At 63.4% G+C, this 25,920-nt stretch carries 33 protein-coding genes; 32 read left to right on the plus strand and 1 reads right to left on the minus strand.

Going from position 1 to position 25,920, the window contains the following annotated elements:
- The first annotated feature begins 28 nt into the window (after window positions 1-28).
- From thiS to tatC, 28 genes are all read left to right on the plus strand, one after another.
- Window positions 29-226, plus strand: coding sequence for a sulfur carrier protein ThiS (thiS, locus tag AB1286_RS13905; RefSeq protein ID WP_430363812.1), 198 nt, complete (start codon window positions 29-31; stop codon window positions 224-226).
- Window positions 227-371: 145 nt separating this feature from the next.
- The gene (locus tag AB1286_RS13910; RefSeq protein WP_430363813.1) at window positions 372-1,196 is read left to right on the plus strand and encodes a thiazole synthase; all 825 of its coding nucleotides are present in this window, start codon (window positions 372-374) and stop codon (window positions 1,194-1,196) included.
- A 79-nt stretch (window positions 1,197-1,275) separates the two neighbouring features.
- Window positions 1,276-2,376 (plus strand): thiamine phosphate synthase, encoded by a 1,101-nt coding sequence (gene thiE, locus AB1286_RS13915; protein ID WP_430363814.1) that lies wholly within the window; start codon window positions 1,276-1,278, stop codon window positions 2,374-2,376.
- 134 nt (window positions 2,377-2,510) lie between these two features.
- Window positions 2,511-3,335: an ABC transporter ATP-binding protein gene (locus AB1286_RS13920; protein WP_430363815.1), complete on the plus strand. Its 825-nt coding sequence runs from the start codon at window positions 2,511-2,513 to the stop codon at window positions 3,333-3,335.
- Window positions 3,332-4,099, plus strand: a complete 768-nt coding sequence (gene mlaE / locus AB1286_RS13925; RefSeq protein ID WP_430363816.1) for a lipid asymmetry maintenance ABC transporter permease subunit MlaE — start codon at window positions 3,332-3,334, stop codon at window positions 4,097-4,099. Before AB1286_RS13920 ends, mlaE begins: the two co-directional genes overlap by 4 nt.
- A 44-nt stretch (window positions 4,100-4,143) precedes the next feature.
- Complete coding sequence (gene mlaD / locus AB1286_RS13930) at window positions 4,144-4,707, plus strand: outer membrane lipid asymmetry maintenance protein MlaD (RefSeq protein WP_430363817.1); 564 nt, start codon at window positions 4,144-4,146, stop codon at window positions 4,705-4,707.
- A gap of 55 nt (window positions 4,708-4,762) precedes the next feature.
- Window positions 4,763-5,662 carry an MlaA family lipoprotein gene (locus tag AB1286_RS13935; RefSeq protein WP_430363818.1) on the plus strand — a complete coding sequence of 300 codons (900 nt, stop codon included), beginning with the start codon at window positions 4,763-4,765 and terminating at the stop codon, window positions 5,660-5,662.
- Between the two features lie 126 nt (window positions 5,663-5,788).
- Complete coding sequence (locus AB1286_RS13940; protein ID WP_430363819.1) at window positions 5,789-6,421, plus strand: MlaC/ttg2D family ABC transporter substrate-binding protein; 633 nt, start codon at window positions 5,789-5,791, stop codon at window positions 6,419-6,421.
- A complete protein-coding gene (locus AB1286_RS13945) occupies window positions 6,418-6,732 on the plus strand; it encodes an STAS domain-containing protein (RefSeq protein WP_430363820.1) in 315 nt (104 codons plus the stop codon). The genes AB1286_RS13940 and AB1286_RS13945 overlap by 4 nt, the downstream gene beginning before the upstream one ends.
- Window positions 6,733-6,929: 197 nt before the next feature.
- Window positions 6,930-7,856 carry an ABC transporter ATP-binding protein gene (locus tag AB1286_RS13950; protein WP_430363821.1) on the plus strand — a complete coding sequence of 309 codons (927 nt, stop codon included), beginning with the start codon at window positions 6,930-6,932 and terminating at the stop codon, window positions 7,854-7,856.
- A complete protein-coding gene (locus AB1286_RS13955) occupies window positions 7,853-8,608 on the plus strand; it encodes an ABC transporter permease (RefSeq protein ID WP_430363822.1) in 756 nt (251 codons plus the stop codon). Before AB1286_RS13950 ends, AB1286_RS13955 begins: the two co-directional genes overlap by 4 nt.
- Window positions 8,609-8,628: 20 nt before the next feature.
- On the plus strand, window positions 8,629-8,868 hold the full coding sequence (locus tag AB1286_RS13960; RefSeq protein WP_430363823.1) for a BolA family protein: 240 nt from the start codon (window positions 8,629-8,631) through the stop codon (window positions 8,866-8,868).
- A gap of 88 nt (window positions 8,869-8,956) precedes the next feature.
- Window positions 8,957-10,240: a UDP-N-acetylglucosamine 1-carboxyvinyltransferase gene (gene murA / locus AB1286_RS13965; RefSeq protein WP_430363824.1), complete on the plus strand. Its 1,284-nt coding sequence runs from the start codon at window positions 8,957-8,959 to the stop codon at window positions 10,238-10,240.
- Window positions 10,237-10,911 carry an ATP phosphoribosyltransferase gene (gene hisG / locus AB1286_RS13970; RefSeq protein WP_102645167.1) on the plus strand — a complete coding sequence of 225 codons (675 nt, stop codon included), beginning with the start codon at window positions 10,237-10,239 and terminating at the stop codon, window positions 10,909-10,911. The genes murA and hisG overlap by 4 nt, the downstream gene beginning before the upstream one ends.
- Window positions 10,912-10,980: 69 nt before the next feature.
- Window positions 10,981-12,303 (plus strand): histidinol dehydrogenase, encoded by a 1,323-nt coding sequence (gene hisD / locus AB1286_RS13975; RefSeq protein ID WP_430363825.1) that lies wholly within the window; start codon window positions 10,981-10,983, stop codon window positions 12,301-12,303.
- Between the two features lie 2 nt (window positions 12,304-12,305).
- A complete protein-coding gene (gene hisC, locus AB1286_RS13980) occupies window positions 12,306-13,379 on the plus strand; it encodes a histidinol-phosphate transaminase (RefSeq protein WP_430363827.1) in 1,074 nt (357 codons plus the stop codon).
- A 20-nt stretch (window positions 13,380-13,399) separates the two neighbouring features.
- On the plus strand, window positions 13,400-13,987 hold the full coding sequence (hisB, locus tag AB1286_RS13985) for an imidazoleglycerol-phosphate dehydratase HisB (protein ID WP_430363828.1): 588 nt from the start codon (window positions 13,400-13,402) through the stop codon (window positions 13,985-13,987).
- Window positions 13,988-14,046: 59 nt separating this feature from the next.
- The gene (locus tag AB1286_RS13990; protein ID WP_430363829.1) at window positions 14,047-14,667 is read left to right on the plus strand and encodes a MarC family protein; all 621 of its coding nucleotides are present in this window, start codon (window positions 14,047-14,049) and stop codon (window positions 14,665-14,667) included.
- Between the two features lie 15 nt (window positions 14,668-14,682).
- Window positions 14,683-15,321 carry an imidazole glycerol phosphate synthase subunit HisH gene (gene hisH, locus AB1286_RS13995; RefSeq protein ID WP_430363830.1) on the plus strand — a complete coding sequence of 213 codons (639 nt, stop codon included), beginning with the start codon at window positions 14,683-14,685 and terminating at the stop codon, window positions 15,319-15,321.
- 168 nt (window positions 15,322-15,489) lie between these two features.
- A complete protein-coding gene (hisA, locus tag AB1286_RS14000; RefSeq protein ID WP_430363831.1) occupies window positions 15,490-16,242 on the plus strand; it encodes a 1-(5-phosphoribosyl)-5-[(5-phosphoribosylamino)methylideneamino]imidazole-4-carboxamide isomerase in 753 nt (250 codons plus the stop codon).
- Between the two features lie 120 nt (window positions 16,243-16,362).
- Window positions 16,363-17,136 carry an imidazole glycerol phosphate synthase subunit HisF gene (gene hisF / locus AB1286_RS14005; RefSeq protein WP_430363832.1) on the plus strand — a complete coding sequence of 258 codons (774 nt, stop codon included), beginning with the start codon at window positions 16,363-16,365 and terminating at the stop codon, window positions 17,134-17,136.
- A 2-nt stretch (window positions 17,137-17,138) separates the two neighbouring features.
- Complete coding sequence (gene hisI, locus AB1286_RS14010) at window positions 17,139-17,549, plus strand: phosphoribosyl-AMP cyclohydrolase (RefSeq protein ID WP_430363833.1); 411 nt, start codon at window positions 17,139-17,141, stop codon at window positions 17,547-17,549.
- Complete coding sequence (locus tag AB1286_RS14015) at window positions 17,546-17,941, plus strand: phosphoribosyl-ATP diphosphatase (RefSeq protein WP_430363834.1); 396 nt, start codon at window positions 17,546-17,548, stop codon at window positions 17,939-17,941. Before hisI ends, AB1286_RS14015 begins: the two co-directional genes overlap by 4 nt.
- 47 nt (window positions 17,942-17,988) lie before the next feature.
- Complete coding sequence (locus AB1286_RS14020; protein WP_430363835.1) at window positions 17,989-18,366, plus strand: DUF4870 family protein; 378 nt, start codon at window positions 17,989-17,991, stop codon at window positions 18,364-18,366.
- 36 nt (window positions 18,367-18,402) lie between these two features.
- Window positions 18,403-18,765, plus strand: a complete 363-nt coding sequence (locus AB1286_RS14025) for a histidine triad nucleotide-binding protein (RefSeq protein ID WP_430363836.1) — start codon at window positions 18,403-18,405, stop codon at window positions 18,763-18,765.
- A 105-nt stretch (window positions 18,766-18,870) separates the two neighbouring features.
- A complete protein-coding gene (tatA, locus tag AB1286_RS14030; RefSeq protein WP_430363837.1) occupies window positions 18,871-19,119 on the plus strand; it encodes a Sec-independent protein translocase subunit TatA in 249 nt (82 codons plus the stop codon).
- A 97-nt stretch (window positions 19,120-19,216) separates the two neighbouring features.
- Window positions 19,217-19,765, plus strand: a complete 549-nt coding sequence (tatB, locus tag AB1286_RS14035) for a Sec-independent protein translocase protein TatB (RefSeq protein WP_430363838.1) — start codon at window positions 19,217-19,219, stop codon at window positions 19,763-19,765.
- A gap of 99 nt (window positions 19,766-19,864) precedes the next feature.
- On the plus strand, window positions 19,865-20,644 hold the full coding sequence (gene tatC, locus AB1286_RS14040; RefSeq protein WP_430363839.1) for a twin-arginine translocase subunit TatC: 780 nt from the start codon (window positions 19,865-19,867) through the stop codon (window positions 20,642-20,644).
- A gap of 130 nt (window positions 20,645-20,774) precedes the next feature.
- Here the strand turns inward: tatC and AB1286_RS14045 are convergent, their stop codons facing one another.
- Window positions 20,775-22,004, minus strand: a complete 1,230-nt coding sequence (locus tag AB1286_RS14045; protein ID WP_430363840.1) for a Do family serine endopeptidase — start codon at window positions 22,002-22,004, stop codon at window positions 20,775-20,777.
- A 19-nt stretch (window positions 22,005-22,023) separates the two neighbouring features.
- Between AB1286_RS14045 and AB1286_RS14050 the strand changes: the two genes are divergently transcribed.
- The 4 genes from AB1286_RS14050 to AB1286_RS14065 all read left to right on the plus strand — a co-directional run bounded on the left by AB1286_RS14050 (window position 22,024) and on the right by AB1286_RS14065 (window position 25,848).
- Entirely contained in the window at window positions 22,024-22,770 is a 747-nt protein-coding gene (locus AB1286_RS14050) for a Nif3-like dinuclear metal center hexameric protein (RefSeq protein ID WP_430363841.1), read from the plus strand.
- Window positions 22,771-23,054: 284 nt separating this feature from the next.
- A complete protein-coding gene (gene petA, locus AB1286_RS14055; RefSeq protein ID WP_430365064.1) occupies window positions 23,055-23,675 on the plus strand; it encodes a ubiquinol-cytochrome c reductase iron-sulfur subunit in 621 nt (206 codons plus the stop codon).
- Window positions 23,676-25,058, plus strand: coding sequence for a cytochrome b (locus AB1286_RS14060; RefSeq protein ID WP_430363842.1), 1,383 nt, complete (start codon window positions 23,676-23,678; stop codon window positions 25,056-25,058).
- Window positions 25,059-25,080: 22 nt separating this feature from the next.
- Complete coding sequence (locus AB1286_RS14065; protein ID WP_430363843.1) at window positions 25,081-25,848, plus strand: cytochrome c1; 768 nt, start codon at window positions 25,081-25,083, stop codon at window positions 25,846-25,848.
- Window positions 25,849-25,920 lie beyond the last annotated feature (72 nt).

Below are 25,920 nucleotides of genomic sequence, written 5' to 3' on the forward strand. Positions count from 1 at the left end.
CTCCGACTCGCTAATCGTATTGCTGATCATGGATATACAAGTGAACCAAGTACCGCTGTCGCTGCCCGAGCGCTCGACGCTCGCCGACGCCTTGTCGCTGTTCGGCGCGCGCCCGCCGTTCGCCGTCGCGGTGAACGGCGAGTTCGTCGCGCGCGGTCAACACGCGGCGCGCGCCTTGCAAGCGGGCGACAAGATCGACGTCGTCCAACCCGTGGCAGGCGGTTGAGCGCTGCCGCTATCTCGGGCCGGCGGGCGCTCGTCTTGCTCGCCCTATCGCGCGAACGCTTCGAACCGACGCTTCGGCGATGCAAGCCGCTCGACGCCCCCGAGCCCTTCGAGTCATTTCGCCTCCGAGCCTTTCAGGACACCCGATGAACTCCGCTTCCGAACCCGTCTCCCGCGCCGCCGACGCGCTCACGCTGTACGGCGCCACTTTCGCGAGCCGCGTGCTGCTCGGTACGTCGCGCTATCCCTCGTTGCAGTCGCTGGCCGACTCGATCGATGCCGCCCGCCCCGGGATGGTGACCGTCGCGCTGCGCCGGCAGATGAATGCGCAGACGGCCGAAGCGGGTTTCTTCGATTTGCTCAAGGCGCGAGGCGTGCCGCTGCTGCCTAATACGGCAGGCTGCCAGAGCGTAGCCGAAGCGGTGACGACGGCGCACATGGCCCGCGAAATCTTCGAAACGGATTGGATCAAGCTCGAGCTGATCGGCGACGACTATACGTTGCAGCCCGATCCGATCGGCCTTACCGAGGCCGCCGAGCGGCTCGTGAAGGACGGTTTCAAGGTCCTGCCGTATTGCACCGAGGATCTCGTCATCGGGCGCAGACTGCTCGATGCCGGCTGCGAGGCGTTGATGCCGTGGGGCGCGCCGATCGGCACGGGCAAAGGCGTGGTGAACCCCTATGGCTTGCGCGTGCTGCGCGAGCGCCTGCCCGACGTGCCGCTGATCGTCGATGCGGGGCTCGGCGTGCCGTCTCACGCCTGTCAGGTCATGGAGTGGGGATTCGACGGGGTACTGCTGAACACCGCGGTTTCGCAGGCGACGCATCCCCCTGTGATGGCGCGTGCTTTCGCGATGGCCGTCGAAGCCGGCCGCGATGCGTACGTGGCCGGGCCGATGGCCGAACGCGACAGCGCGCAGGCGAGCACGCCGGTGGTCGGCATGCCGTTCTGGCATCAGGACAAGGCATGAACTCGGCGCGCGCGGCGATCGGGAGCGGCTGTGCGCTCATGCCGCTCGCGCCGGCGATTCGCGCCGTAGGGAGTCGCGTATGGAAACGCTGAAGCTAACGGATCGCGGCTGGTTCTGGCCGCCCGCCGACGAGTTGATCGAGGCGGCCGAGCGGATTCGCGCGCGGCTTGGCGACTGGCCGAGCGCGGCGCGCGCATGGCGCATTTGCCTCGCCGCTCCCGAAGCCGTCGGCCCGAACGACTTGATCGTCGTGATCGGCCGCGAGGTGCCGCGCGACGATGCGATCGCGTGGCGCGAACGCGGGGCGGCGATCGTCGAGGCCGGCGCGGACGGGGCGGCATTGACGATGCGAAGCGGCGAGCGCTTTGCGCTCGAAGGCACGCTTGCCGAAGACTGGCTCGCAGCGTTCGCGGCGTTTCTCGACTGCGGTTTCGAGCCGCACGACGCGCTCGTCCTCGCATTGGCTTGGCGCGACGGCGACGAGCGGCGAAGCGACGACGCTTGGCCCGTCGACTTATCGCGCTTTGCCCGCATTGCGGGCTTGCCGCCGGCGCCCAGGCAGCCGTTCCCAGCCTGTCCGCTGCGGCTTGGCCTTTATCCCGTCGTACCCAGCGCACAATGGGTCGAGCGGTTGCTGGCGCTCGGTGTGAAGACGGTGCAACTGCGCATGAAGGACGCGACGCCCGAGCAACTCGAGATGCAAATCGCGCAAGCCGTGGCCGCCGGCCGCCGTCATGACGCGCGTGTATTCATCAACGACTACTGGCGCGAGGCCGCCCGCGCCGGTGCGTACGGCGTGCATTTGGGGCAGGAAGACCTCGACACCGCCGATCTGGATGCGATAGCGCAGGCGGGCCTGCGCCTGGGCCTGTCGACGCACGGTTACTACGAGATGCTGCGGGCGCTGCATTACCGGCCGAGCTATCTGGCGTTCGGCGCGGTTTTTCCGACGGGGACCAAAACGGTGGCTACCGCGCCCCAAGGGCTCGCGCGGCTCGAGCGTTACGTTCGGCTGCTCGGCTCGCACATTCCGCTCGTCGCGATCGGCGGAATCGACGCGTCGCGCCTGTCCGCCGTGCTAGAGACCGGCGTGGGCAGCGTCGCGCTCGTGAGCGCGATCACGGCGGCGGCGGATCCCGAGCAGGCCGTCGCGCAATTACAACAGGCGTTCACACAATAGGACATTCGTAGGCGGCAAGCGGGAGCGAGCCTTACCGGCAACGCACCGTTGCGGAGACGGCAATGGTCGTGTCAACACAGGGTAATCGCTGAGGCCCTATAATTCGCCTTCCGCGTAATAGGAAAGTCCGCTTCGTGCCGCCTTCATCCTCAGAGCCTATTCTCGAACTTCGCAACGTCGACTTCGGCTACGACGAAGACCGTCTCGTTCTCTCGAACCTGAACATGCGCTTCGGGCGCGGCCAGGTCGTGGCCGTCATGGGCGGCTCCGGCGGCGGCAAGACGACGGTGCTGCGCCTGATCGGCGGTCTCGAGCGGGCGCGCCGCGGCGAAGTGCTGTTCCAAGGGCGCGACGTCGGCAAGCAAACGCGCGAGGGCCTGTACGCGCTGCGCCGCAAGATGGGGATGCTGTTCCAATTCGGGGCGCTATTCACCGATATGTCGGTGTTCGAGAACGTCGCCTTTGCGCTGCGCGAGCATACCGATTTGCCCGAGGCCCTGATTCGCGACCTCGTTTTGATGAAATTGAACGCCGTGGGGCTGCGCGGCGCGCGCGACCTCGCGCCGTCGCAGATTTCGGGCGGTATGGCGCGGCGCGTGGCGTTGGCACGCGCCATCGCGCTCGATCCCGAATTGATGATGTACGACGAGCCGTTCGCGGGGCTCGACCCGATTTCGCTCGGCATTACGGCCAACTTGATTCGGACGCTGAACCAAGCGCTCGGCGCCACCTCGATCCTCGTGACGCACGATGTGCCCGAATCGTTCGCGATCGCCGATTACGTCTACTTCCTCGCGAACGGGACGGTCCTGGCCCACGGTACGCCCGCGCAATTGCGCGAATCGGTGGATCCGACCGTGCGCCAGTTCATCGACGGCGCGCCCGACGGGCCTTTCCGTTTCCACTACCCGACGCAAGCGACGCTCGCGGCGGATTTCGGCTTGGGGGAGCGGGCATGATCAGCGCACTCGGAAATTGGGTGATCGGCCGCATCGTGCGTATCGGCTACGCGGCGCGGCTGTTCCTGCGTATCGTGCTCGAAGGGCTGCGGCTAGTGCGGCGGCCTGGGCTCGTCATCAAGCAAATTTTCTTCGTCGGCAACTACTCGTTCATCATCATCGCGGTGTCGGGCTTGTTCGTCGGCTTCGTGCTCGGCTTGCAGGGCTACTACACGTTGAACCGCTACGGCTCCGAGCAGGCGCTCGGGCTGCTCGTCGCGCTGTCGCTCGTGCGCGAGTTGGGGCCGGTCGTGACGGCATTGCTGTTCGCCGGCCGCGCCGGTACGTCGCTCACGGCCGAAATCGGTTTGATGAAAGCGGGGGAGCAGTTGACCGCCCTCGAAATGATGGCCGTCGATCCCGTGGCGACCGTGCTCGCGCCGCGCATGTGGGCCGGGATCATCTCGATGCCCGTGCTCGCGGCGATTTTCAGTGCGGTGGGGGTCCTCGGGGGCTACGTCGTCGGCGTATTGCTGATCGGCGTCGATTCCGGTGCGTTCTGGTCGCAGATGCAAGGCGGTGTCGACGTCTGGCGCGATGTCGGCAACGGCGTCATCAAAAGTATCGTGTTCGGCTTCGCAGTGACGTTTATCGCCCTGTTCCAAGGCTACGAAGCCAAGGCGACGCCCGAAGGGGTGTCGCTCGCGACGACGCGCACGGTCGTCTATGCGTCGCTTGGCGTGCTCGGGCTCGATTTCCTACTGACGGCGTTGATGTTTAGCTGACGCGCCGCGTCATTTGCCGCTTAAGCCAATTTCTCTTTGTTGGAATGACGATGAAAAAGACTGTTCTCGACTTTTGGGTCGGCTTGTTCGTGCTGCTGGGCTTGGTCGCCGTGTTCTTTCTGGCGCTCAAGGTCGGCAACATGAGCTCGCTGTCGTTCGAGGCGACCTATCCCGTCAAGCTCAAGTTCGACAACATCGGCGGCCTGAAAGTGCGCGCCCCCGTGAAAAGCGCAGGGGTCGTCGTCGGCCGCGTGAGCTCGATCGGCTTCGATACGAACACCTACCAGGCCACGGTCACGATCGATATCGACAAGCAGTATCCGTTTCCGAAGGATACGTCGGCGAAGATCTTGACCTCGGGACTGCTCGGCGAGCAATACATCGGGCTCGAGCCGGGCGGCGACTCCGAGATGCTGAAGGCCGGCGATACCATTTCGATGACCCAATCGGCCATCGTGCTTGAAAACCTGATTAGCCAATTCCTTTACAGCAAAGCCGCCGACGCGGGCGGCGCGAAAGCCGCGCCTGCTTCCGCACCCGCGCCGAGCACCCCGGCCGCGACGAGTGCGCCGGCGGCCGCCAGCGCGCCGGCTGCGAGCGGCGGGTAATTGAAGCGGACCGATCGATCGAATCACAGATAGTGTGAGCTAACGGAGAACAATAATGCAAACCACGCGCGCGAAGAACGTGACGCTTGCTTTGACCGTCGCGGCATTGGCCGGCTGCGCGTCCGTCCAAACGCCGACACCGGGCGATCCGCTCGAGGGGTTGAACCGGACCGTCTTCAAATTCAACGATACGGTCGACACCTACGCGCTCAAGCCCGTCGCCAAGGGCTATAAATGGGCGGTGCCGCAGCCGGTGCGCTCGAGCGTCACGAATTTCTTCTCGAATATCGGCGATGTCTATGTCGCCGCGAACGAGTTGGTCGAGCTGAAGATTGCCGACGGCGTGGGCGACATCATGCGCGTCGTCATCAACACCGTATTCGGCGTGGGCGGCCTGTTCGACGTCGCGACGGCGGCCAAGCTGCCCAAGCACTCGGCCGACTTCGGCATAACGCTCGGCCATTACGGCGTGCCCTCGGGCCCGTACCTCGTGCTGCCGCTCCTCGGACCGAGCACGGTGCGCGATGCGGCGGGTCTGGTCGTCGATTACTACGGCAACCCGCTTAGCTATGTCCATCCGAACGGCGTGAGCTGGGCGCTGTACGGCGTCAATCTCGTCAATACGCGTGCCAACTTGTTGACGACGGTCGACGTGCTCTCGGCGGCGGCGATCGATAAGTATTCGTTCATACGAAATGCGTATTTGCAGCGTCGCCAGTTCCTGATCACGGGCGGCGACGGTGCGGACAGCGTGCCGAATTACGACGACTCGCTGCCTAAGTACGACGACGGTTCCGCGCAACCGGCCGGCGCATCGGGCGCCGAGGCGGCGTCCGCGCCCGCAGCGCCCGCGAGCGGTGCAAGCGATACGAGCGGCGACGGACAAACGGTGCCGGGCCAGCAGTACGTGCCGCCTCCGCACAACGGGCTGCCGGGGATTCATTTGCCGCGCTAAGCAGCGTGGGGGGGGGCGGGCGGTAACGATTCGAAACGAATGTTGCCGCCCGATGTTGGACCGGCCTCGAACTTGCATGGCATGGTGAGCCCCGAACTCCGGTTCCTCGACACTCAAGGATCGACAATGAAAAAATTTCTCTGGTTTGCTTTGTTTTCCACGTTGCTGGCGTTCAGCAGCGGTGGCTTTGCTCAAACGGTCGACACCAATTCGCCCGATGGCATGATCAAAACGGTCACGGGCCAGGTGCTCGACCAGATCAAGTCCGATGCGAGCATCAAGAGCGGCGACATCAACAAGATCACGCAGATCGTCAACCAAAAGATCTTGCCGTACACGGATTTCCGTCGTACGACGCAACTGGCGATGGGCCGCGCATGGCGCCAAGCTTCGCCCCAGCAGCAAGACCAAATGGTCGAGCAATTCAAGATGCTGCTGATTCGTACGTATTCGGGCGCGTTGTCGCAAGTGCGTGACCAAACCGTGCAGTTCAAGCCGTTCCGCGCGGACCCGGGCTCGACCGACGTCGTCGTGCGCTCGACCGTCATGAACAACGGCCAGCCCGTGGAACTCGACTACCGCCTGTACAAGACGCAGCAGGGTTGGCGCGTCTATGACCTGAACGTTGCGGGCGCATGGCTGATCCAGGCGTATCAGCAACAATTCGCCGAGAAGATCAATCAGGGCGGCGTCGACGGTCTGCTGCAATTCCTGACGCAGCGCAACGAGCAACTCGCCGCGGGCAAGCAACCGTCATGAGCGCCGATACGGGCCGCTTCGCCACGGGCGCAACGCTCACGCACGCGAGCGCCAAAAGCGCGCTCGCGGCCGGCCTGGCCCGAATCGAGGCCGGCGCGACGGCCGTCGATTGCGCCCAATTGACCCAATTCGACTCGTCGGCGCTTGCGGTGCTGCTGGCTTGGCACCGCGCCGCGCAGGCGAAGGGCAAGGCGCTCGACGTCCTCAACGTCCCGAGCGGACTCGCGAGTCTCGCGCAGGTCTACGGCATCGATACCTTGTTCGCCTCGCCACACCATCCGTCCGCCGCCCACGCCTCCTCGGCGCTCTGATCGGGCGGCGGCGCCTGCGCCGGCGGCGCCCGATGGGCGACCCGGACTTAGCCTATAATCAACCGTTTTTCGGGCAGCCGATCGGCATTGCGTCGCGCCGTCGGCGTGGGCGCCGGCCGCGAACCCGTCCGTGCCGCGAGCCGGGCACGAATCACGTCTAAACAAAGGCGCGCCGCCTATAAAGGCCGCGCACACCCATGTCAGCGATAGAAATCCGCAACGTCAAGAAGCGCTATAAAGCGCTGCAAGCGCTCAAGGGCGTCAGCTTGACGGTCGAGGAAGGCGAGTTTTTCGGCCTGCTCGGCCCGAACGGCGCGGGCAAGACGACCCTCATCAGCATCCTCGCGGGACTCGCTCGCGCCGATGAGGGCAGCGTCCTCGTGCGGGGGCATGACGTCGTCGCCGACTTCCGGCAGGCGAGGCGTGCCCTCGGCGTCGTGCCGCAAGAACTCGTATTCGATCCGTTCTTCTCGGTACGCGAAACGCTGCGCATTCAATCGGGCTATTACGGGCTGCATCGCAACGACGATTGGATCGACGAAGTGATGGCCAACCTCGATCTGACCGAGAAGGCCGATGCGAATATGCGCGCGCTTTCGGGCGGGATGAAGCGGCGAGTGCTGGTCGCGCAGGCGCTGGTCCATCGCCCGCCCGTGATCGTGCTCGACGAGCCGACGGCCGGCGTCGATGTCGAATTGCGGCAAACCTTGTGGAAGTTCATTTCGCGGCTCAATCGCGAAGGCCATACGATCGTGTTGACGACGCACTATCTCGAAGAAGCCGAGTCGCTTTGCGACCGCATTGCGATGCTGCGGCGAGGCGAGGTGGTGGCGCTGGACCGTACGAGCGCGTTGCTGCAACGCTTCGCCGGCATGCAATTGGCCGTGCGTTTCGCCGAGGGCGTGTTGCCCACGCCGTTGCGGGGGCTCGAGATCGAGCCGGCCGAACCCGGTGCGCGCCAGCATTTGCTGCGCCTATCGAGCTACGACGACGTCGAGCCGATTCTTGCGCAATGCCGGGCGGCCGGCTGCACGTTCGAGGAGATCGACGTGCGCAAGGCCGATCTCGAAGACGTCTTCGTTCAATTGATGAACACGCCCGAACTCGTCGAGGGCCTGGCATGAGTGGCTTCCGCACGCTGTTCTATAAAGAAATTCTGCGCTTTTGGAAGGTGTCGTTCCAAACGGTGCTGGCGCCCGTCATCACGGCGCTGCTGTACCTGACGATCTTCGGCCATGCGCTGCGCGGACACGTCGAGGTCTATCCCGGCGTGGAGTACACGAGCTTTTTGATTCCCGGTCTCGTGATGATGAGCGTATTGCAGAACTCGTTCGCGAATAGCTCGTCGTCGCTGATCCAATCGAAGATCACGGGCAACCTCGTGTTCGTTTTGCTGCCGCCGCTGACGTATTGGGAGATGTTCGGCGCCTACGTGCTCGCCTCGGTCGTGCGCGGGCTGGCGGTCGGGCTCGGCGTCTTCGTCGTCACGATTTGGTTCATCCCGGTGAAGTTCGCGGCGCCTCTTTATATCGTCGCCTTCGCGGTGCTCGGTTCGGCGATTCTCGGCACGCTGGGTCTCATCGCGGGCATCTTGGCCGAGAAGTTCGATCAGCTCGCGGCGTTTCAGAACTTTTTGATCATGCCGCTCACGTTCCTCTCGGGCGTGTTCTATTCGACGCATACGCTGCCGACGATCTGGCGCCAGGTGTCCCGGCTGAACCCGTTTTTTTACATGATCGATGGCTTTCGCTACGGCTTTTTCGGCTTGTCCGATATCGACCCGCTTGCGAGCCTGGCCATCGTCGGCGCATTTTTCGCACTGATCGCCGCGATCGCGATGCGTTTGCTCGCGTCCGGCTACAAGCTGCGTTATTGAATCGAAAAGGAGCGAGCACCATGTTGCCGACCCCAGATCAAGTCAAGCAATACATCGAAGCGGGCCTCGCCTGCCGGCATCTCGAGGTGGAAGGCGACGGACAGCATTTCTTTGCGACGATCGTCTCCGATGCCTTCGAGGGCAAGCGCTTGATCGCGCGACACCAACTCGTTTATGCGGCGCTCGGCGAGCGCATGCGGCAGGAAATCCACGCGCTGAGCATGAAGACGCTCACGCCCGCGGAATGGCAGAACGGATAACGAGAGATACCTGAGAGTGCGCATTACACAAGATTCACGCGACGCCGGAAGCGGCGCCGCAACGGAGGCCCGAACGGGGCAAATCAGTATGGACAAGCTCGTGATCGAAGGCGGCCGGCCGCTCGCCGGCGAAGTCGGCATTTCAGGGGCGAAGAACGCGGCACTGCCGATTCTTTGCGCCAGCCTCTTGACGGCCGATCCGCTGCATCTCGAGAACGTGCCCGACTTGCAGGACGTGCGCACCACGCTCAAGTTGCTCGCTCAGATGGGCGTGCGCGAGACGCGTAGCGCGGGCGGGCTCACGCTCGATGCCGCGGGCGTCGACAATCCCGTGGCGCCGTACGAGCTCGTGAAGACGATGCGCGCGTCGATTCTCGTGCTGGGCCCGCTCGTTGCGCGTTTCGGGCATGCGAAGGTGTCGTTGCCGGGCGGCTGCGCGATCGGCGCACGTCCGGTCGATCAGCACATCAAGGGCTTGCAGGCGATGGGCGCCGAGATCAGCATCGAGCACGGCTATATCGAAGCGCGCGCGAAGCGCCTCAAGGGCGCGCGCATCATGACGGATATGATCACCGTCACCGGCACCGAGAACTTGCTGATGGCGGCCGTACTGGCCGACGGCGAGACGGTGCTCGAGAACGCGGCGCGCGAGCCCGAGGTGGGCGATCTCGCGCAATTGCTCGTCAACATGGGTGCCAAAATCGAAGGCATCGGCACCGATCGCCTTGTGATCCAAGGCGTTCAGACGCTGCATGGCGCGCATCATTCGGTGATCCCCGATCGCATCGAAGCCGGCACGTTCTTGTGTGCGGTGGCGGCGGCGGGCGGCGACGTCACGCTGCGCCGCGTGCGTCCGATCACCCTCGAAGCCGTGACCATGAAGCTGCGCGAGGCCGGCGTGACGATCGAGGAAGGCGACGATTGGATTCGCGTGCGGATGGCGCAGCGGCCGAAAGCCGTTTCGTTTAGGACGTCCGAGTACCCCGCGTTCCCGACCGATATGCAGGCGCAGTTCATGGCATTGAACGCAATCGCCGAGGGCACGTCGCAAGTCGTCGAAACGATTTTCGAAAACCGTTTCATGCACGTGCAGGAATTGAATCGGCTCGGCGCCAGTATCACGATCGACGGCAACACGGCGCTCGTGACGGGCGTGCCGCGCTTGTCGGGTGCGACGGTGATGGCGACCGATCTGCGCGCGTCGGCGAGCCTCGTCATCGCCGGGCTGACGGCCGAAGGCGAAACGCTCGTCGATCGCATCTATCACTTGGATCGCGGTTACGACCGCATGGAAGCTAAGCTGACGGCGATCGGCGCGCGCGTGCGTCGCGTGTCGGACCGGCCCGCGCCCGCATCGGAGAATCACGCATGAGTACGCTCGACACCACGCCTCTGACGCTTGCGCTGTCCAAGGGCCGGATCTTCGAAGAGACGATGCCGCTCTTGGCGGCGGCCGGCGTGCACGTGACCGAAGATCCGGAAACGTCGCGCAAGCTGATCCTTCCGACGAGCGCGCCGAACTTGCGCGTCATCATCGTGCGAGCGACCGACGTGCCCACCTACGTCGAATACGGTGCGGCCGATTTCGGCGTGGCGGGCAAGGACGTGCTGCTCGAGCACGGCGGCTCGGGCTTGTATCAGCCGATCGATTTGGATATCGCGCGCTGCCGGATGTCGGTGGCCGTGAAGTCGGGCTTCGACTACGCCAACGCGGTCCGGCAAGGCGCGCGTTTGCGCGTCGCGACGAAGTACGTGCAGACCGCGCGCGAGCATTTCGCGGCCAAGGGCGTGCACGTCGACTTGATCAAGCTGTACGGCTCGATGGAGCTCGCGCCGCTCGTCGGCTTGGCCGATGCGATCGTCGACTTGGTCAGCTCGGGCGGCACGCTGCGCGCGAACGATCTTGTGGAGGTGGAGGAAATCATGCAGATTTCCTCGCGCCTCGTCGTGAACCAGGCGGCGCTGAAATTGAAACGCGCGGCGCTGGCGCCTTTGCTCGATGCATTCGGGCAGGCGTCGCGGCGCGCGCAAGCTAGCGCCTGACGCGCTCCGGGCTCACCGCGCGCAGCGCGCGTTCGGCCCGAGAGGCGCATTACCGAAACGGATACCAGCATGTCACTGACGATTCGCAAACTCGATTCGAGCGCCGAGGGTTTCGCGGCTAAGCTCGCTGCCGTGCTCGCCTTCGAGGCGAGCGAGGACGAAGCGATCGAACGCTCGGTCGCGCAGATCCTGGCCGACGTGAAAGCGCGCGGCGATGCGGCCGTCCTCGAATACACGAACCGCTTCGATCGCGTGTCGGCACAGAGCGTCGCGTCGCTCGAGTTGCCGGCGAGCGAGCTCGAGGCCGCGCTAGATGGGCTCGAGCCGAAGCGCCGTGCGGCGCTCGAAGCCGCGGCGGCGCGCGTGCGCGCCTATCACGAGAAGCAAAAGATCGAATGCGGCAGCCATAGCTGGCAGTACACGGAATCCGACGGCACCGTGCTCGGCCAAAAGGTGACGCCGCTCGATCGCGCCGGCATCTATGTGCCGGGCGGCAAGGCGGCGTATCCGTCGTCGGTGCTCATGAACGCCATTCCGGCGCGGGTAGCCGGCGTGCGCGAGATCGTGATGGTCGTGCCGACGCCCGACGGCGTGCGCAATCCGCTCGTGCTCGCCGCGGCCTTGCTGGGCGGCGTCGATCGCGTTTTCACGATCGGCGGCGCGCAGGCGGTCGGTGCGCTCGCGTACGGCACGCAAACGCTGCCGGCCGTCGATAAGATCTGCGGCCCGGGCAATGCCTACGTGGCGGCAGCTAAGCGGCGCGTATTCGGGACGGTCGGCATCGACATGATCGCCGGCCCCTCGGAAATTCTCGTGCTCTGCGACGGTACGACCGACCCGCGTTGGGTTGCGATGGATCTGTTCTCGCAGGCCGAGCACGACGAGCTGGCCCAATCGATTCTGCTGTGTCCGGACGAGGCGTTCATCGCGCGTGTGCACGATGCGATCAACGAGCTGTTGCCGACGATGCCGCGACGCGACGTGATCGAGCGCTCGCTCGTGGATCGCGGCGCGCTCGTCAAGGTGCGCGACATGGCCGAAGCCTGCGCGATCGCGAACCAGATCGCGCCCGAGCACTTGGAGATTTCGGCGCTCGACCCGCATCACTGGGCGAAGGAAATTCGTCATGCGGGCGCGATCTTCTTGGGGCGCTATACGAGCGAGAGCCTCGGCGACTACTGCGCCGGGCCCAATCACGTGTTGCCGACGTCGCGGACGGCACGCTTTTCGTCGCCGCTCGGCGTCTACGACTTCTTCAAGCGTTCGAGCGTGATCGAAGTGAGTGCCGAGGGCGCGCAAACGCTCGGCGAGATCGCGGCCGAGCTCGCGTACGGCGAAGGCCTGCCGGCGCATGCGCGCAGTGCCGAATACCGGATGAAACAAGGCGGCTGATCATGACGACGAAACCGGAAGACATCATTCGTTCCGACGTCCTGTCGATGACGACCTATGCGGTTGCCGACGCGACGGGCTTCGTGAAGCTGGACGCGATGGAGAACCCGTACCCGCTGCCCGAGCCGCTGGCGGCGCAGTTGGGCGAGGTCCTCGCCGGGGTTGCGCTCAATCGCTACCCCGAGCCGCGCCCGGCTGTGCTCATCGACAAGCTGAAGGCGATCATGGGCGTGCCGGCCGGCGCGGACGTGCTGCTCGGCAACGGTTCGGACGAGCTCATCAGCATGATCGCCGTGGCTTGCGCGAAGCCGGGCGCCAAGCTGCTCGCGCCCGTGCCGGGCTTCGTCATGTATCAAATGTCGGCGAAGTTCGCGCAGCTCGAATTCGTCGGCGTGCCGCATCGCGCCGATCTGACACTCGATATCGAGGCGATGCTCGCCGCCATTGCCGAGCACAAGCCGGCGATCATTTACCTTGCCTACCCGAACAACCCTACGGGCACGCTGTATCCGGACGCAGACATCGAACGGGTGATCGAGCAGGCGAAGGGCAGTCTCGTCGTGATCGACGAGGCCTATCAGCCCTTCGCTCAAAAGAGCTGGATCGGGCGCGTGCTCCAATACGAGAACGTCGTCGTCATGCGTACGGTCTCGAAGCTCGGCCTGGCCGGGATCCGGCTCGGCTACCTCGTCGGCGCGCCCGCGTGGCTCAAGGAGTTCGACAAGGTTCGCCCGCCGTACAACACTAACGTCCTCACGCAGGCGGCAGCCGAATTCATGCTCGATCATGTCGACGTGCTGGAAGGGCAGGCCGCCGAATTGCGGGCCGAACGCGCTAAATTGGCGTCGAGCCTGGCCGCCTTGCCGGGCACGTCGGTGTTTCCGAGTGCGGCCAATTTCCTGCTCGTGCGCGTGCCGGATTCGGACGCGGCGTTCGCCGCGCTACTGAAGGCGAAGGTTTTGGTCAAAAACGTGGGTAAAATGCACCCATTGCTGGCCAATTGTCTGCGTTTGACGGTCGGCGCGCCGAACGAGAACGCGCAAATGCTCGCGGCGCTCGAGCAGGCGCTGAAATAAAAGTTACTTAGAGGTTTTCCATGCGCGTAGCGGAAGTGTTTCGCGATACCAGCGAAACGAAGATCCGTGTCAAGATCGATCTGGACGGCACCGGCCGGCAAAAGCTGGCCACGGGCGTGCCGTTTCTCGACCACATGCTCGATCAGATCGCCCGTCATGGGCTGATCGACCTCGATATCGAGGCGCATGGCGATTTGCACATCGACGACCACCATACCGTCGAAGATACCGGCATCACGCTCGGGATGGCGGTGGCCAAGGCGATCGGGGACAAGAAAGGCATTCGCCGCTACGGCCACGCTTACGTCCCGCTCGACGAGGCGCTCTCGCGCGTCGTCGTCGATTTCTCGGGGCGCCCCGGGCTCGAATTCCACGTGCCGTTCACACGGGCGCGGATCGGCACGTTCGACGTGGACTTGTCGATCGAGTTTTTCCGCGGCTTCGTGAATCACGCGGGCGTGACGCTGCACATCGATAATTTGCGCGGTCTGAACGCGCACCATCAGCTGGAAACGGTGTTCAAGGCATTCGGCCGTGCGTTGCGCATGGCCGTGGAGCTCGACGAGCGCGCGGCGGGGCAGATTCCGTCGACGAAAGGCAGTCTCTAACGCAGGCCCTTCACCGACGGACCGGTTGCCGCGCCTAAAAGACGCGGCGCCGGCTTGCGATGGATCTTCTCAAATCGTTTATTTCACTGCTGGCGCTGATCAATCCCGTCGGCGCCGTGCCGTTCTTCTTGAGCCTCACATCGGAGCACTCCGAGGGGGAGCGGCGGCGCACGATCCGCATTGCATCGATTTCGGTGTTTTGCGTGATCGCGATCACGACGTTGCTCGGCCAGCAGATCATCAGCTTTTTCGGGATTTCGGTCGGTTCGCTCGAGGTCGGCGGCGGCATCATCATGCTGCTGATGGCCGTGAACATGCTGAATGCCCAGATCGGCAACACGCGCGCGACCGCCGAGGAGCGCGACGAGGCCGAATCGAAGAACAGCATCGCGGTGGTGCCGCTCGCGATTCCGCTGCTAACGGGCCCCGGCACGATCAGCACGGTCATCGTCTATTCGGCGAGCGCGTTGCACTGGTACGACCGGATCGGGCTCGTGGCGATCGGCGCGGCGATCGCGGTCATTTGTTTCGGCGCGCTGAGCTTGGCCGATCCGATTGCCCGCTGGGTCGGCCAGACGGGGATCAACATCGGTACGCGTCTCATGGGTTTGATGTTGTCGGCGCTGGCGGTGGAGTTCATCGTCGACGGATTGAAGGCATTGCTGCCTAACTTGCGCTGAAAGGCGCTGCTTGCGATGAAAAAGATAGCGATTGTGGATTACGGGATGGGCAACTTGCGCTCGGTGTACCAAGCGCTGAAGAAGGCCGCACCCGAAACGGACGTGGCGATCGTCGATCGTCCGGAAGGTATTGCCGCGGCCGAGCGCATCGTGCTGCCCGGTCAAGGGGCGATGCCCGACTGCATGCGCTGTCTCGGCGAATCCGGCTTGCAGGACGCCGTACTCGAAGCATCGCGGACGAAGCCGCTCATGGGCGTGTGCGTCGGCGAGCAAATGCTGTTCGACTGGAGCGAAGAAGGCTCGACGCCGGGGCTCGGCTTGCTGCCGGGCAAGGTGATGCGTTTTGCGCTGGAAGGCCAGTTGCAAGACGACGGCTCGCGTTTCAAAGTGCCGCAGATGGGCTGGAATCGCGTGCGCCAAACGCGCGCTCACCCGCTGTGGGCCGGCGTGCCCGACGGTGCGTTCTTCTACTTCGTCCATAGCTACTACGTCGTGCCGGAGCGGCGCGAGGACACGGTGGGCGAGACCGACTACGGCACGACGTTCACGTCGGCCGTTGCGCGCGAAAACATCTTCGCGACTCAGTTTCACCCTGAAAAGAGCGCCGATACCGGGCTGCGCGTCTACCGCAATTTCGTCGACTGGAACCCATGAACGCGATGCGGCCGCCTGCGTGCCATTGTCCTATCCGGGCGGCATACGGGCGGAGCCCCGAAAGACTTGTACTAAACTAAGCGACACGGCTTTTCGACGTCGGGGGCAATAATGCGCCCGGCGCCGGCTGCCGCCGACATTCAACCTCCCAGACTTCACGCGATTGCTATGCTGCTGATTCCCGCCATCGACCTCAAGGACGGTCAGTGTGTGCGCCTTAAACAAGGCGATATGGACCAGGCGACGATATTTTCCGAGGACCCCGCGGCAATGGCCCGGCATTGGGTCGAACGCGGCGCGCGTCGGCTGCACCTCGTCGACTTGAACGGGGCGTTCGCCGGTAAGCCGAGGAACGAAGACGCGATCCGCGCCATCATCGAGGAAGTCGGCAACGAAATCCCCGTGCAGCTCGGCGGCGGTATCCGCGATCTGGAAACGATCGAACGCTACCTGGACGACGGCCTGTCCTACGTCATCATCGGCACCGCCGCGGTGAAGAACCCGGGCTTCTTGCAAGATGCCTGTACGGCGTTCGGCGGCCATATCATCGTCGGACTCGATGCGAAGGACGGCAAGGTGGCGACGGATGGCTGGAGCAAGCTGACGGGCCACGAAGTCGTCGATTTGGCCCAAAAGTTCGAGGACTATGGCTGCGAGTCGATCATCTACACCGACATCGGCCGCGACGGCATGTTGCAGGGCATCAATATCGAGGCGACCGTGCGCCTGGCTCGCGCGGTGAAGATTCCCGTGATCGCGAGCGGCGGTCTGTCCAATTTGGCCGATATCGATGCGCTTTGCGAGGTGGAAGGCGAAGGCATCGAGGGGGTCATCTGCGGTCGTGCGATCTACTCGGGCGATCTCGATTTCGCTGCGGCGCAAACGCGCGCCGATGCCCTTCGCGAATCGGACGACGCCTAAGCCTTAAGTCTCGCGCTCGGCCGCTCCGGCGCCGCCGGCCAGACGGCCGAGGGCGCCTGCCACGGCATTATGCTGGCTGCGTAGCAAGCAGACAGCTCACTTAGCGGCATTTGCACCATCATGGCTCTAGCTAAACGCATCATCCCCTGTCTGGACGTGACCGCCGGGCGCGTCGTCAAAGGCGTCAACTTCGTGGAGTTGCGCGATGCGGGCGATCCCGTCGAGATCGCACGCCGCTACGACGAGCAAGGTGCCGACGAACTGACGTTTCTCGATATCACGGCCACCTCCGACCAGCGCGACCTGATTTTGCCGATCATCGAGGCGGTTGCCGCGCAAGTGTTCATTCCGTTGACGGTGGGCGGCGGCGTACGCGCCCCCGAAGACGTGCGGCGGCTGCTCAATGCGGGCGCGGATAAGGTCAGCATGAACTCGTCGGCCGTCGCGCGGCCCGAACTCGTGCGCGAAGCCTCGCAGCGCTACGGCTCGCAGTGCATCGTCGTCGCGATCGACGCCAAGCGCGTCTCCGCCGAGGGCGAGCCGGCGCGCTGGGAAGTGTTCACGCACGGCGGACGTAAGGCGACCGGGCTCGATGCGGTGCAGTGGGCCAAGCAGATGGCCGAGTACGGCGCGGGCGAAATCTTGCTGACGAGTATGGATCGCGACGGCACGAAAAGCGGGTTCGATCTCGCGCTCACGCGCGCGGTGTCCGATGCCGTTCCCGTGCCCGTGATCGCCTCCGGCGGCGTCGGTTCGCTCAAGGACCTGGCCGACGGCATTGTCGAAGGCCACGCCGATGCCGTATTGGCCGCGAGCATTTTCCACTACGGCGAGCATACGGTCGGCGAAGCCAAGCGCTTCATGGCCGAGCGCGGCATCTCGGTAAGGCAATGAACATGAACGCTCCGGCGGAACAACCCTGGCTCGACAAGGTTCAGTGGGACGCGAATGGGCTTGTGCCCGTCATCGCGCAGGAAGCGACCACGGGCGACGTGCTGATGTTCGCCTGGATGAATCGCGAGGCGTTGGCCAAGACGATCGAGACGGGCCGCGCCGTGTATTTTTCGCGCTCGCGCCAGCGCTTGTGGTTCAAGGGCGAGGAGTCCGGCCACGTGCAGCATGTGCGCGAAGTGCGGCTCGACTGCGACGAGGACGTCGTCCTGCTCAAGATCGAGCAAGTGTCGGGTATCGCCTGCCATACCGGGCGCCACTCCTGTTTTTTCCAGAAATTCGAAGGCACGGTGGACGAGGGCGACTGGGTTGCCGTCGAGCCCGTGTTGAAAGACCCTGAGCAGATCTACCGATGACGCAATCCAGCCAAACCACGCAAACGACGGCCGTAACGACGCAAGACACGCTGCTGCGCTTGGCCGCCGTAATCGACGGCCGCAAAGGCGGCGATCCCGAGGTTTCGTACGTCTCGCGCCTTTTTCATAAGGGCGACGACGCGATTTTGAAAAAGATCGGCGAAGAGGCGACGGAAGTGGTCCTCGCGGCGAAGGACGTGCGGCAAGGCGGCGCGCCGTCCGCGCTCGTCGGCGAAGTGGCCGATCTGTGGTTTCACTGCCTCGTCATGCTGTCGCACTACGATCTGAGCCCCGCCGACGTGATCGGCGAACTCGAACGGCGCGAAGGGCTGTCGGGCATCGAGGAAAAGGCGATGCGCAAGCGTCGCGAGCGCGAGGAAAACGGCGGCTGAAAACGTCGCCGCGCGCGAGTATTGCACGCAAGCCAAGGAGAGTGCCGATGGAAGACCGACCGGGAAGCCCCGTCCTTTACCCGACCCCCGAGGCGGGGCGGGATTTGCGTACGCTCACTCACATCCTTTATGGGCTCTTCGCGCTGCACTGGTTCACGGGCGGCATCTCGATCGTCGTCGCGATCATCCTCGCCTATCTGAAACGGGACGACGCGGTGGGCACGCCGTACGAGACGCATATCACCTGGCTCATTCGCTCGTTTTGGACGGGCTTGGTCGGCTACGCGATCGGTGTGCCGCTCGTATTCGTCGGCATCGGTTTCGTCGTGTTGGCGGCAGTCAGTATTTGGATGCTGTACCGTATCGTGAAGGGCTGGCTGTACCTGTATGAAAACAAGCCGCTCGAGCCGCGTGCGTGGTTTTGACGCACGCCGCGCATTCGCATCGTCACCAGGAATACCATGAGTCACGACAACTGCATTTTTTGCAAGATTGCCTCGGGCGACATCCCGAGCACCAAGGTTCACGAGGATGAGGACTTCGTCGCGTTCAAGGATATTCACCCGGCGGCGGACACGCACGTCCTCGTCATTCCCCGAAAACACGTCGAAACGCTCTCCAATTGCACCGAAAGCGATGCGCCGCTGCTTGGTAAAATGATGGTACTAGTGGCGCGCCTGGCCGATGAGCTCGGTTGCGCTTACACCGGCGGCGATACGGGGTTTCGCACGGTCATCAATACGGGGCCGGGCGGAGGGCAAGAGGTCTATCACTTGCATGCGCACATCCTTGCCGGTCCGCGTCCTTGGAAGCGGATGGGATAAGCGCAGCCGTATCGATCGACAGGGAGCGTTCGCGCTCCAATTACGGTCGCAAGGCCGGTATTGTTGCCGTCGCATAGCGCGCCGGCGAGGCTCTGGAGATTTCTCATGGGTTCATTCAGCATTTGGCACTGGTTGATCGTGCTTCTGATCGTGGCGCTCGTATTCGGTACGAAGCGTCTGCGCAGTATCGGCAGCGACCTCGGCAGCGCGGTTAAAGGCTTCAAAGAGGGCATGAAAGACGCCGATTCGCCGTCCGCTCCGGCGTCCAACGAATCCGATCGGCGCGAATTGCCGCGCGCCAACACGATCGACGTCGAAGCGAAGGAAAAGACGCGCTCGAACGACTACCGCTAAAGGCAGGTTGCGCGGCACGCCCGAGGCTGCCGCGGCGTTTGCTGCCGCCCCCATCCCCTTGCACAAACCAACGATAACGGACGACTAGGCCACCTCCATGCTCGATCTCGGACTCACGAAGATGGCGCTGATCGGCGTGGTGGCGCTGGTCGTGCTCGGCCCCGAACGCTTGCCGCGCGTCGCCCGTACGGCGGGCGCGTTGTTCGGCCGTGCCCAGCGCTATATCAATGACGTGAAGGCGGAAGTGACGCGGGAGATCGAACTCGACGAACTGCGCCGGATGAAGACCGAGTTCGAATCGGCCGCGCGCAACGTCGAAACCTCGATTCACGACAATCTGCGCAAGCACGAAACCGAGTTGAACGACGCTTTCAGGGCCGGTACGTCCGTCTCGCCGAGCATCGCCGGTTCGGGGGCGGCCGAGGATGCCGCGTCGAGCGCAACCGGCGCGTCCTCGGGGACGAGTTCCCCCTGGCGTACGACGGCTCCCCCCATGGTCAAACGCGTGAGCTGGCGGACGAAGCGCTCGGCCGCGCCGGTCTGGTACAAGCGATCCGTGGGGCGTCGCACGCACGTGCAATCGGGTGCGGCCCGCGTGGCACGGCATACGCCCGCGAGCCTGCGTAAGCAGCGGCGCTTTCTTTGACGCCGTCCATGAGAGTGCACAGTTCGGCGCTGATCATCGACGGCTTCCCACTTCCGATTATTCGACGCTACGCGCGTCGATCTCCTTAAGAGGGCCGGTGTGAGCGACCCCCAGCAAACGCAAGACGAAGGCACCGAAGAGTCGTTCATCTCGCATCTCGTCGAGTTGCGCGATCGGATCATCAAGGCGGGTTCGGCCGTCATCATCGTTTTTCTCGGCCTGGTCTATTGGGCAACCGACATCTTCAGGGTGCTCGCGCGCCCGTTGATGGAGAACTTGCCGAAAGGCGGGCGGATGATCGTCACGGACGTCACCGGCTCCTTTTTCGTGCCCGTGAAGGTGACGATGCTCGTGGCGCTCGTGATTGCGCTGCCGTTCGTGCTTTACCAAATCTGGGCGTTCGTCGCCCCGGGGCTCTATCAGCACGAGAAAAAGCTCGTCGCGCCGCTCGTCGGCAGCAGCTACGTCCTATTCCTGTGCGGGATGTCCTTCGCGTATTTCGTGGTGTTTCCGACGATCTTTCGCGTGATGGCGCACTACAACGCGCCGTTGAACGTCCAGATGTCCACCGACATCGATAACTACTTAAGTTTCGTCCTATCGATGTTCCTCGCGTTCGGCGTGACGTTCGAGGTGCCGATCATCGTGGTCTTGCTCGTGCGAATGGGCGTGGTGACGCTCAAGAAGCTGCGCAGCATTCGACCGTACATCGTGGTCGGCGCGTTCGTGGTGGCGGCTGTCGTCACGCCGCCAGACGTCTTTTCGCAGCTCATTCTCGCGCTGCCGCTGATCATTCTCTACGAAGCCGGAATCATCGCGGCGCGACTGATCGTGGGCAAGGATCGCCCCGTGATCGAGGAAGAGGGCGCGGCGGGCTAAGGCCCCTAAAGCCCCTAAAGCCCCTAAGGCCCCTAAGGCCCCTAAGGCCCGGCCCCAAAACCCCGCGTCTGCCGGCCCGGCGCGAAGTCGTTCGCGCCGGCGCCTCTCGTTTCCTCCGCTATCCCTGCTGCTATTCCTGCTGCTGCGAGTCGCTGCCGTCGTCCTGGTTGTTGTCGGGCTGCTTCGGCGGCGGCGGCCGCTTGCCGATCGTCACGACGACATCCATCTCCTTTTTCTTGCGCATCAGCGTCACCTTGGCTTGCGTGCCGGGTTTGATCTGCGCGATGACGTTCAAGAGCCGCGTCGTATCTGTAATGTCCTCGCCGTTCACGTCGAGCAAGACGTCGCCGGGCTTGATGCCCGCCTTGTCGGCCGGGCCGCCTTGCAAGACGCCCGCGACGATCGTGCCGCGCTGTTCGAGCCCGAACGACTGGGCGATCGCGGGCGTGATGTCTTGCGGTTCCACGCCGATCCAGCCGCGTGTGACCGAGCCCGTCGTGATGATGCTTTCGAGGACGCTGCGCGCCGTCGATACCGGGATCGCGAAGCCGATGCCGAGCGAGCCGCCCGAGCGCGAATAGATGGCCGTATTGATCCCGAGCAGATTGCCGTTGACGTCCACGAGTGCGCCGCCCGAATTGCCGGGGTTGATCGGCGCGTCCGTTTGGATGAAGTTCTCGAACGTGTTGATACCGAGGTGATTGCGCCCCAGCGCGCTAATGATGCCCATGGTGACCGTTTGGCCTACGCCGAACGGGTTGCCGATGGCGAGCACGATATCGCCCACGCGGACTTGGTCCATGCGGCCGAGCGTGATCGAGGGCAGGCTCGTCATGTTGATCTTGAGCACGGCCAGATCGGTTTCGGGATCGACGCCGATCACCTTCGCGTTCGTGCGGCGGCCGTCCGCCAGGGCGACCTCGATTTCATCCGCCCCGTCCACGACATGTTCGTTCGTTAGAATGTAGCCCTCTGGGCTCACGATCACGCCCGAGCCGAGGTTCGTCGCGGTTTCGTCCTCGGGCTGTTGTCCCTGCTGCTGATTCTTGGGATTGCCGAAGAAGTAACGAAACAGCGGATCTTTCGCATGCGGGTTGGGCGGCGTTGCGCCCGCCTTGCCGGAGAACACGTTCACGACGGCCGGCATGGCTTTTTGCGCAGCATCGGCGTACGAGGTGGTGGCCGGCCCCGAACCTGCGCCCGGTGCGACCTCGCGCAGAGCAACGATCGGAGAGGCGAGCTGTTTGCCGAACTGCCCTTGATGCTGTAGCCATTGCGGCTTGAGCGTCACCACGATGAACAGAACCGCGAGCAGAACCGTCACCGCTTGGGCGAAGAGCAACCAGAAGCGTCTAAGCATTTGAAGAATCGAGGTTTCTATGGATCGGATCGAACTTGAATTGTACTTGAACGACATGCTCGACATTGGTCGGTTCAAGGACTACAGCCCGAACGGCTTGCAAGTGGAGGGCCGGCGGCGCATCGAAAAGATAGCGACAGGCGTCACTGCGTCGCTCGCTTTTCTGCAAGCGGCTACCGATTGGGGGGCCGATGCCGTCCTCGTCCATCACGGCTACTTCTGGCGTAACGAGGCGCCGCAGATCACGGGCCGCAAATTTCGGCGGATCAAGCAACTCGTCGATCACGAGATCAACCTGTTCGCCTACCACCTGCCGCTCGACGATCACCCCGAAGTCGGCAACAACGCGCAGCTCGGGGCACGGCTCGGCCTGATCGGCGATGCGCGGTTCGGGCCCGATTCCTTGGGCTGGATGACGACGCTGCCGATGCCGGTCACGCTCGCGCACTTCGCGGCCCAGGTGGAGCAAACGCTGGGGCGCACCCCGCTCATCCTCGGCGATCCCGATGTCGAGTTGCGGCGTATCGCCTGGTGCACGGGCGGAGCGCAAGGCTGGTTCGAGGCCGCGATCGATGCCGGCGCCGACGTGTACTTGACGGGCGAGATCTCCGAGCAGACGACGCATATCGCGGCCGAAAGCGGCGTGGCTTACCTTGCTGCGGGGCATCATGCGACGGAGCGATACGGGGTCCAGGCGCTGGGTACCCACCTGTCGGAGCGCTTCGATATTGAGCATTTATTTATCGATATCGATAATCCGGTGTGACGCAGTGCCGCAATTATCGGAAATGGCGCGGCAATTGCGCGACCGCTTTTTGCGTTTTGAATGACGCAGATCATGGGTAACGCAATAAGCATGCCGATAAATGAAATGCTTAACGAGGAAAAAGACTGGAAATACCGGTCTGGGATGCGGGGAAACCCTTAAGAATCAACGCTTCGCACGGTTTTTGTCGGACGGCTCTTGTAAATGCCGACTCCATTCGCGCAAACTAGCGGCGGTGGCAAAAAGCGGTGACGGAAAAATCCAACTTAGAAGTGGGGCGTGTGATGCGAGATAAAGAAGAGGAACGCGTCGACGGCAGCCGCCGTACCTGGCTGATTGCGACGACCGTAATGGGCGGCGTGGGAGGGGTTGCCGCGGTAGTACCTTTCGTGGACTCCTTAGAGCCATCGGCGAAAGCTAAAGCGGCCGGCGCGCCGGTCGAAGTGGATATCAGCGGATTGCAGCCGGGACAGCTGATGACGGTGGCCTGGCGCGGCAAGCCGGTTTGGATTCTGAACCGCACGCCGGACATGATGGCCGACGTGAAGAAGGCCGATCCCGATGTCGTCGATCCGCAGTCGAAGAATCCGTTTTCGATGCCGATGCCGAAGTACTGCCAGAACGAGTATCGGTCGCGCGCGGATCATCAGAACATTCTTGTCGTCGTCGCGGTGTGCACGCACCTGGGCTGCACGCCGACGCCGCGGTTCACCCCCGGCCCTCAAGCCAACCTTCCCGATAGCTGGCCTGGCGGCTTCCTATGCCCCTGCCACGGCTCGACCTACGATCTCGACGGCCGCGTCTTCAAGGACAAGCCCGCGCCGCAGAACCTCGACGTTCCCCGCTACATGTTCACCTCGTCGACGACGATCGTGATCGGCAAAGACGAAGAAGGAGAGGCGTAAATGGCGACAACGGAAAAGCAGGTGGAAACGACGGGGCTAGCCGGGTGGATCGACCGGCGCTTCCCGATGACGTCGACGTGGAAGGCGCATCTGTCGGAGTATTACGCTCCGAAGAACTTCAACTTCTGGTACTTCTTCGGTTCGCTCGCGCTGCTCGTGCTTGTGAACCAAATCGTCACGGGCATCTTCCTGACGATGAACTACAAGCCCGACTCGCAGCTTGCGTTCGCGTCGGTCGAGTACATCATGCGCGAGGTGCCGTGGGGCTGGCTGATTCGCTACATGCACTCCACGGGCGCGTCGATGTTTTTCGTCGTCGTGTATCTGCATATGTTCCGCGGCCTCATGTACGGCTCGTATCGCAAGCCGCGCGAGCTCGTTTGGATCTTCGGCTGCGCGATCTTTCTGTGCTTGATGGCCGAAGCGTTCTTCGGCTACCTGTTGCCTTGGGGCCAGATGTCGTACTGGGGCGCGCAGGTGATCGTGAATTTGTTCTCGGCAATCCCGTTCGTCGGCCCGGATCTGTCGCTGTGGATTCGCGGCGACTACGTGGTTTCGGACATCACGCTCAATCGCTTCTTCGCGTTCCACGTGATCGCCATTCCGCTTGTACTGCTGGGGCTCGTCTTCGTGCACTTGATCGCGCTGCACGAAGTGGGATCGAACAACCCCGACGGTATCGAGATCAAGGCCAAGAAGGACGCGAACGGCAAGCCGCTCGACGGCATTCCGTTCCATCCGTATTACTCGGTGCACGACTTTTTCGGCGTGTCGATTTTCTTGATGGTGTTTGCCGCGATTCTGTTCTTCGCACCGGAGATGGGCGGTTACTTCCTCGAGCAGAACAACTTCGTCCCGGCCAACCCGTTGCAGACGCCGCCCGAAATTGCGCCCGTGTGGTACTTCACGGCCTTCTACGCGATGCTGCGCGCGACGACCGACCCGTTCAAGATCGTGCTGATGATCGTCGTCGGCTTGCTGGGGTTGCTCGCGCTCGCCCGGGCGCGTGGCAAGTGGCGGATCGGATTGCCGGTCCTGGCTGCGTTGCTGATCGTGTTCATGGCGGTCACCGAAGCGAAGTTCTGGGGCGTCGTGGTGATGGGCTCGGCGGTGATTTCGCTGTTCTTCTTGCCGTGGCTCGATCGGAGCCCGGTGAAGTCGATTCGCTACCGGCCGTTCTTCCATAAGGTGCTCTACGCGATCTTCGTACTGGCGTTCTTGACGCTGGCGTTTTTGGGGACAAAGCCGCCCTCGCCGGCGGCGACGCTGATTGCTCAGATCTGCGCGTTGATCTACTTCGCGTTCTTCCTGGGCATGCCGTTCTGGACCCGGCTGGGGACGTTCAAACAGCCGCCCGAGCGTGTTCGGTACAAGCCCCATTAACCGCGAGCGAGGACACTAGAATATGAAAACTTGGCTGAGCAAGCTCGCGCGTATCGGCGGTGCGAGCGTGGCGCTGACGTTGGCCGTGGCGATGGGGCCGGCCCATGCGGAAGAGGGTTTTGCGCTCGATCGTGCGCCCAATAACACGCACGACATCGCATCGTTGCAGCATGGCGCCCAATTGTTTGTAAACTATTGCTTGAACTGCCACAGCGCGAACCTCGTGCGGTACAGCTCGCTGGAGCAGATCGGCATTTCCCAAAAGGAAATCGAGCAGAATCTGCTGTTCACCACCGACAAAGTGGGCAATACGATGACGGTGGCGATGCGCCCGGACGACGCAAAGACGTGGTTCGGCGTGACGCCGCCGGATTTGTCGGTGGAGGCGAGGGCGCGCGGAAGCGATTGGTTGTATACGTACTTGCGTAGCTTCTACCGCGACGATACGCGGCCGACGGGTTGGAACAATATGGTGTTCAACAACGTCGGCATGCCGAACGTGCTGTGGCAATTGCAGGGTATGCGTACGGCCAAATTCGACGACGTGAAGGACCCCGAGACGGGACAGACGACGCACGAGTTTCAGGGCTTCGAAATCGTAAAACCGGGGACGATGTCTCGGGTAGATTATGATTCTGCCGTGGCGGATCTGGTCGCGTACCTGACTTGGATGTCCGAGCCGACCCAGCAGACGCGCCGACAGCTCGGTGTGTTCGTGCTGATCTTCCTGGGCGTACTGACGTTTTTCGCCTGGCGGCTCAACGCGGCTTACTGGAAAGACGTCCAATAAACACGCCGTAACACGGTGTGGGGCCGGCGCAAGGGAGCGCCCGCTTGACGAGCGGGCGCTCCGGCGCGCTGG

This window comes from Trinickia sp. NRRL B-1857 (assembly GCF_050470685.1).
Lineage (GTDB): Bacteria > Pseudomonadota > Gammaproteobacteria > Burkholderiales > Burkholderiaceae > Trinickia.

Bases quoted from the DNA above. Each gene is read 5' to 3' on its own strand.
- thiS (WP_430363812.1), top strand. From the start codon at position 29: ATGGATATACAAGTGAACCAAGTACCGCTGTCGCTGCCCGAGCGCTCG.
- AB1286_RS13910 (WP_430363813.1), top strand. From the start codon at position 372: ATGAACTCCGCTTCCGAACCCGTCTCCCGCGCCGCCGACGCGCTCACG.
- thiE (WP_430363814.1), top strand. From the start codon at position 1,276: ATGGAAACGCTGAAGCTAACGGATCGCGGCTGGTTCTGGCCGCCCGCC.
- mlaE (WP_430363816.1), top strand. From the start codon at position 3,332: ATGATCAGCGCACTCGGAAATTGGGTGATCGGCCGCATCGTGCGTATC.
- mlaD (WP_430363817.1), top strand. From the start codon at position 4,144: ATGACGATGAAAAAGACTGTTCTCGACTTTTGGGTCGGCTTGTTCGTG.
- AB1286_RS13935 (WP_430363818.1), top strand. From the start codon at position 4,763: ATGCAAACCACGCGCGCGAAGAACGTGACGCTTGCTTTGACCGTCGCG.
- AB1286_RS13940 (WP_430363819.1), top strand. From the start codon at position 5,789: ATGAAAAAATTTCTCTGGTTTGCTTTGTTTTCCACGTTGCTGGCGTTC.
- AB1286_RS13945 (WP_430363820.1), top strand. From the start codon at position 6,418: ATGAGCGCCGATACGGGCCGCTTCGCCACGGGCGCAACGCTCACGCAC.
- AB1286_RS13950 (WP_430363821.1), top strand. From the start codon at position 6,930: ATGTCAGCGATAGAAATCCGCAACGTCAAGAAGCGCTATAAAGCGCTG.
- AB1286_RS13955 (WP_430363822.1), top strand. From the start codon at position 7,853: ATGAGTGGCTTCCGCACGCTGTTCTATAAAGAAATTCTGCGCTTTTGG.
- AB1286_RS13960 (WP_430363823.1), top strand. From the start codon at position 8,629: ATGTTGCCGACCCCAGATCAAGTCAAGCAATACATCGAAGCGGGCCTC.
- murA (WP_430363824.1), top strand. From the start codon at position 8,957: ATGGACAAGCTCGTGATCGAAGGCGGCCGGCCGCTCGCCGGCGAAGTC.
- hisG (WP_102645167.1), top strand. From the start codon at position 10,237: ATGAGTACGCTCGACACCACGCCTCTGACGCTTGCGCTGTCCAAGGGC.
- hisD (WP_430363825.1), top strand. From the start codon at position 10,981: ATGTCACTGACGATTCGCAAACTCGATTCGAGCGCCGAGGGTTTCGCG.
- hisC (WP_430363827.1), top strand. From the start codon at position 12,306: ATGACGACGAAACCGGAAGACATCATTCGTTCCGACGTCCTGTCGATG.
- hisB (WP_430363828.1), top strand. From the start codon at position 13,400: ATGCGCGTAGCGGAAGTGTTTCGCGATACCAGCGAAACGAAGATCCGT.
- AB1286_RS13990 (WP_430363829.1), top strand. From the start codon at position 14,047: ATGGATCTTCTCAAATCGTTTATTTCACTGCTGGCGCTGATCAATCCC.
- hisH (WP_430363830.1), top strand. From the start codon at position 14,683: ATGAAAAAGATAGCGATTGTGGATTACGGGATGGGCAACTTGCGCTCG.
- hisA (WP_430363831.1), top strand. From the start codon at position 15,490: ATGCTGCTGATTCCCGCCATCGACCTCAAGGACGGTCAGTGTGTGCGC.
- hisF (WP_430363832.1), top strand. From the start codon at position 16,363: ATGGCTCTAGCTAAACGCATCATCCCCTGTCTGGACGTGACCGCCGGG.
- hisI (WP_430363833.1), top strand. From the start codon at position 17,139: ATGAACGCTCCGGCGGAACAACCCTGGCTCGACAAGGTTCAGTGGGAC.
- AB1286_RS14015 (WP_430363834.1), top strand. From the start codon at position 17,546: ATGACGCAATCCAGCCAAACCACGCAAACGACGGCCGTAACGACGCAA.
- AB1286_RS14020 (WP_430363835.1), top strand. From the start codon at position 17,989: ATGGAAGACCGACCGGGAAGCCCCGTCCTTTACCCGACCCCCGAGGCG.
- AB1286_RS14025 (WP_430363836.1), top strand. From the start codon at position 18,403: ATGAGTCACGACAACTGCATTTTTTGCAAGATTGCCTCGGGCGACATC.
- tatA (WP_430363837.1), top strand. From the start codon at position 18,871: ATGGGTTCATTCAGCATTTGGCACTGGTTGATCGTGCTTCTGATCGTG.
- tatB (WP_430363838.1), top strand. From the start codon at position 19,217: ATGCTCGATCTCGGACTCACGAAGATGGCGCTGATCGGCGTGGTGGCG.
- AB1286_RS14045 (WP_430363840.1), bottom strand. From the start codon at position 22,004: ATGCTTAGACGCTTCTGGTTGCTCTTCGCCCAAGCGGTGACGGTTCTG.
- AB1286_RS14050 (WP_430363841.1), top strand. From the start codon at position 22,024: ATGGATCGGATCGAACTTGAATTGTACTTGAACGACATGCTCGACATT.
- petA (WP_430365064.1), top strand. From the start codon at position 23,055: ATGCGAGATAAAGAAGAGGAACGCGTCGACGGCAGCCGCCGTACCTGG.
- AB1286_RS14060 (WP_430363842.1), top strand. From the start codon at position 23,676: ATGGCGACAACGGAAAAGCAGGTGGAAACGACGGGGCTAGCCGGGTGG.
- AB1286_RS14065 (WP_430363843.1), top strand. From the start codon at position 25,081: ATGAAAACTTGGCTGAGCAAGCTCGCGCGTATCGGCGGTGCGAGCGTG.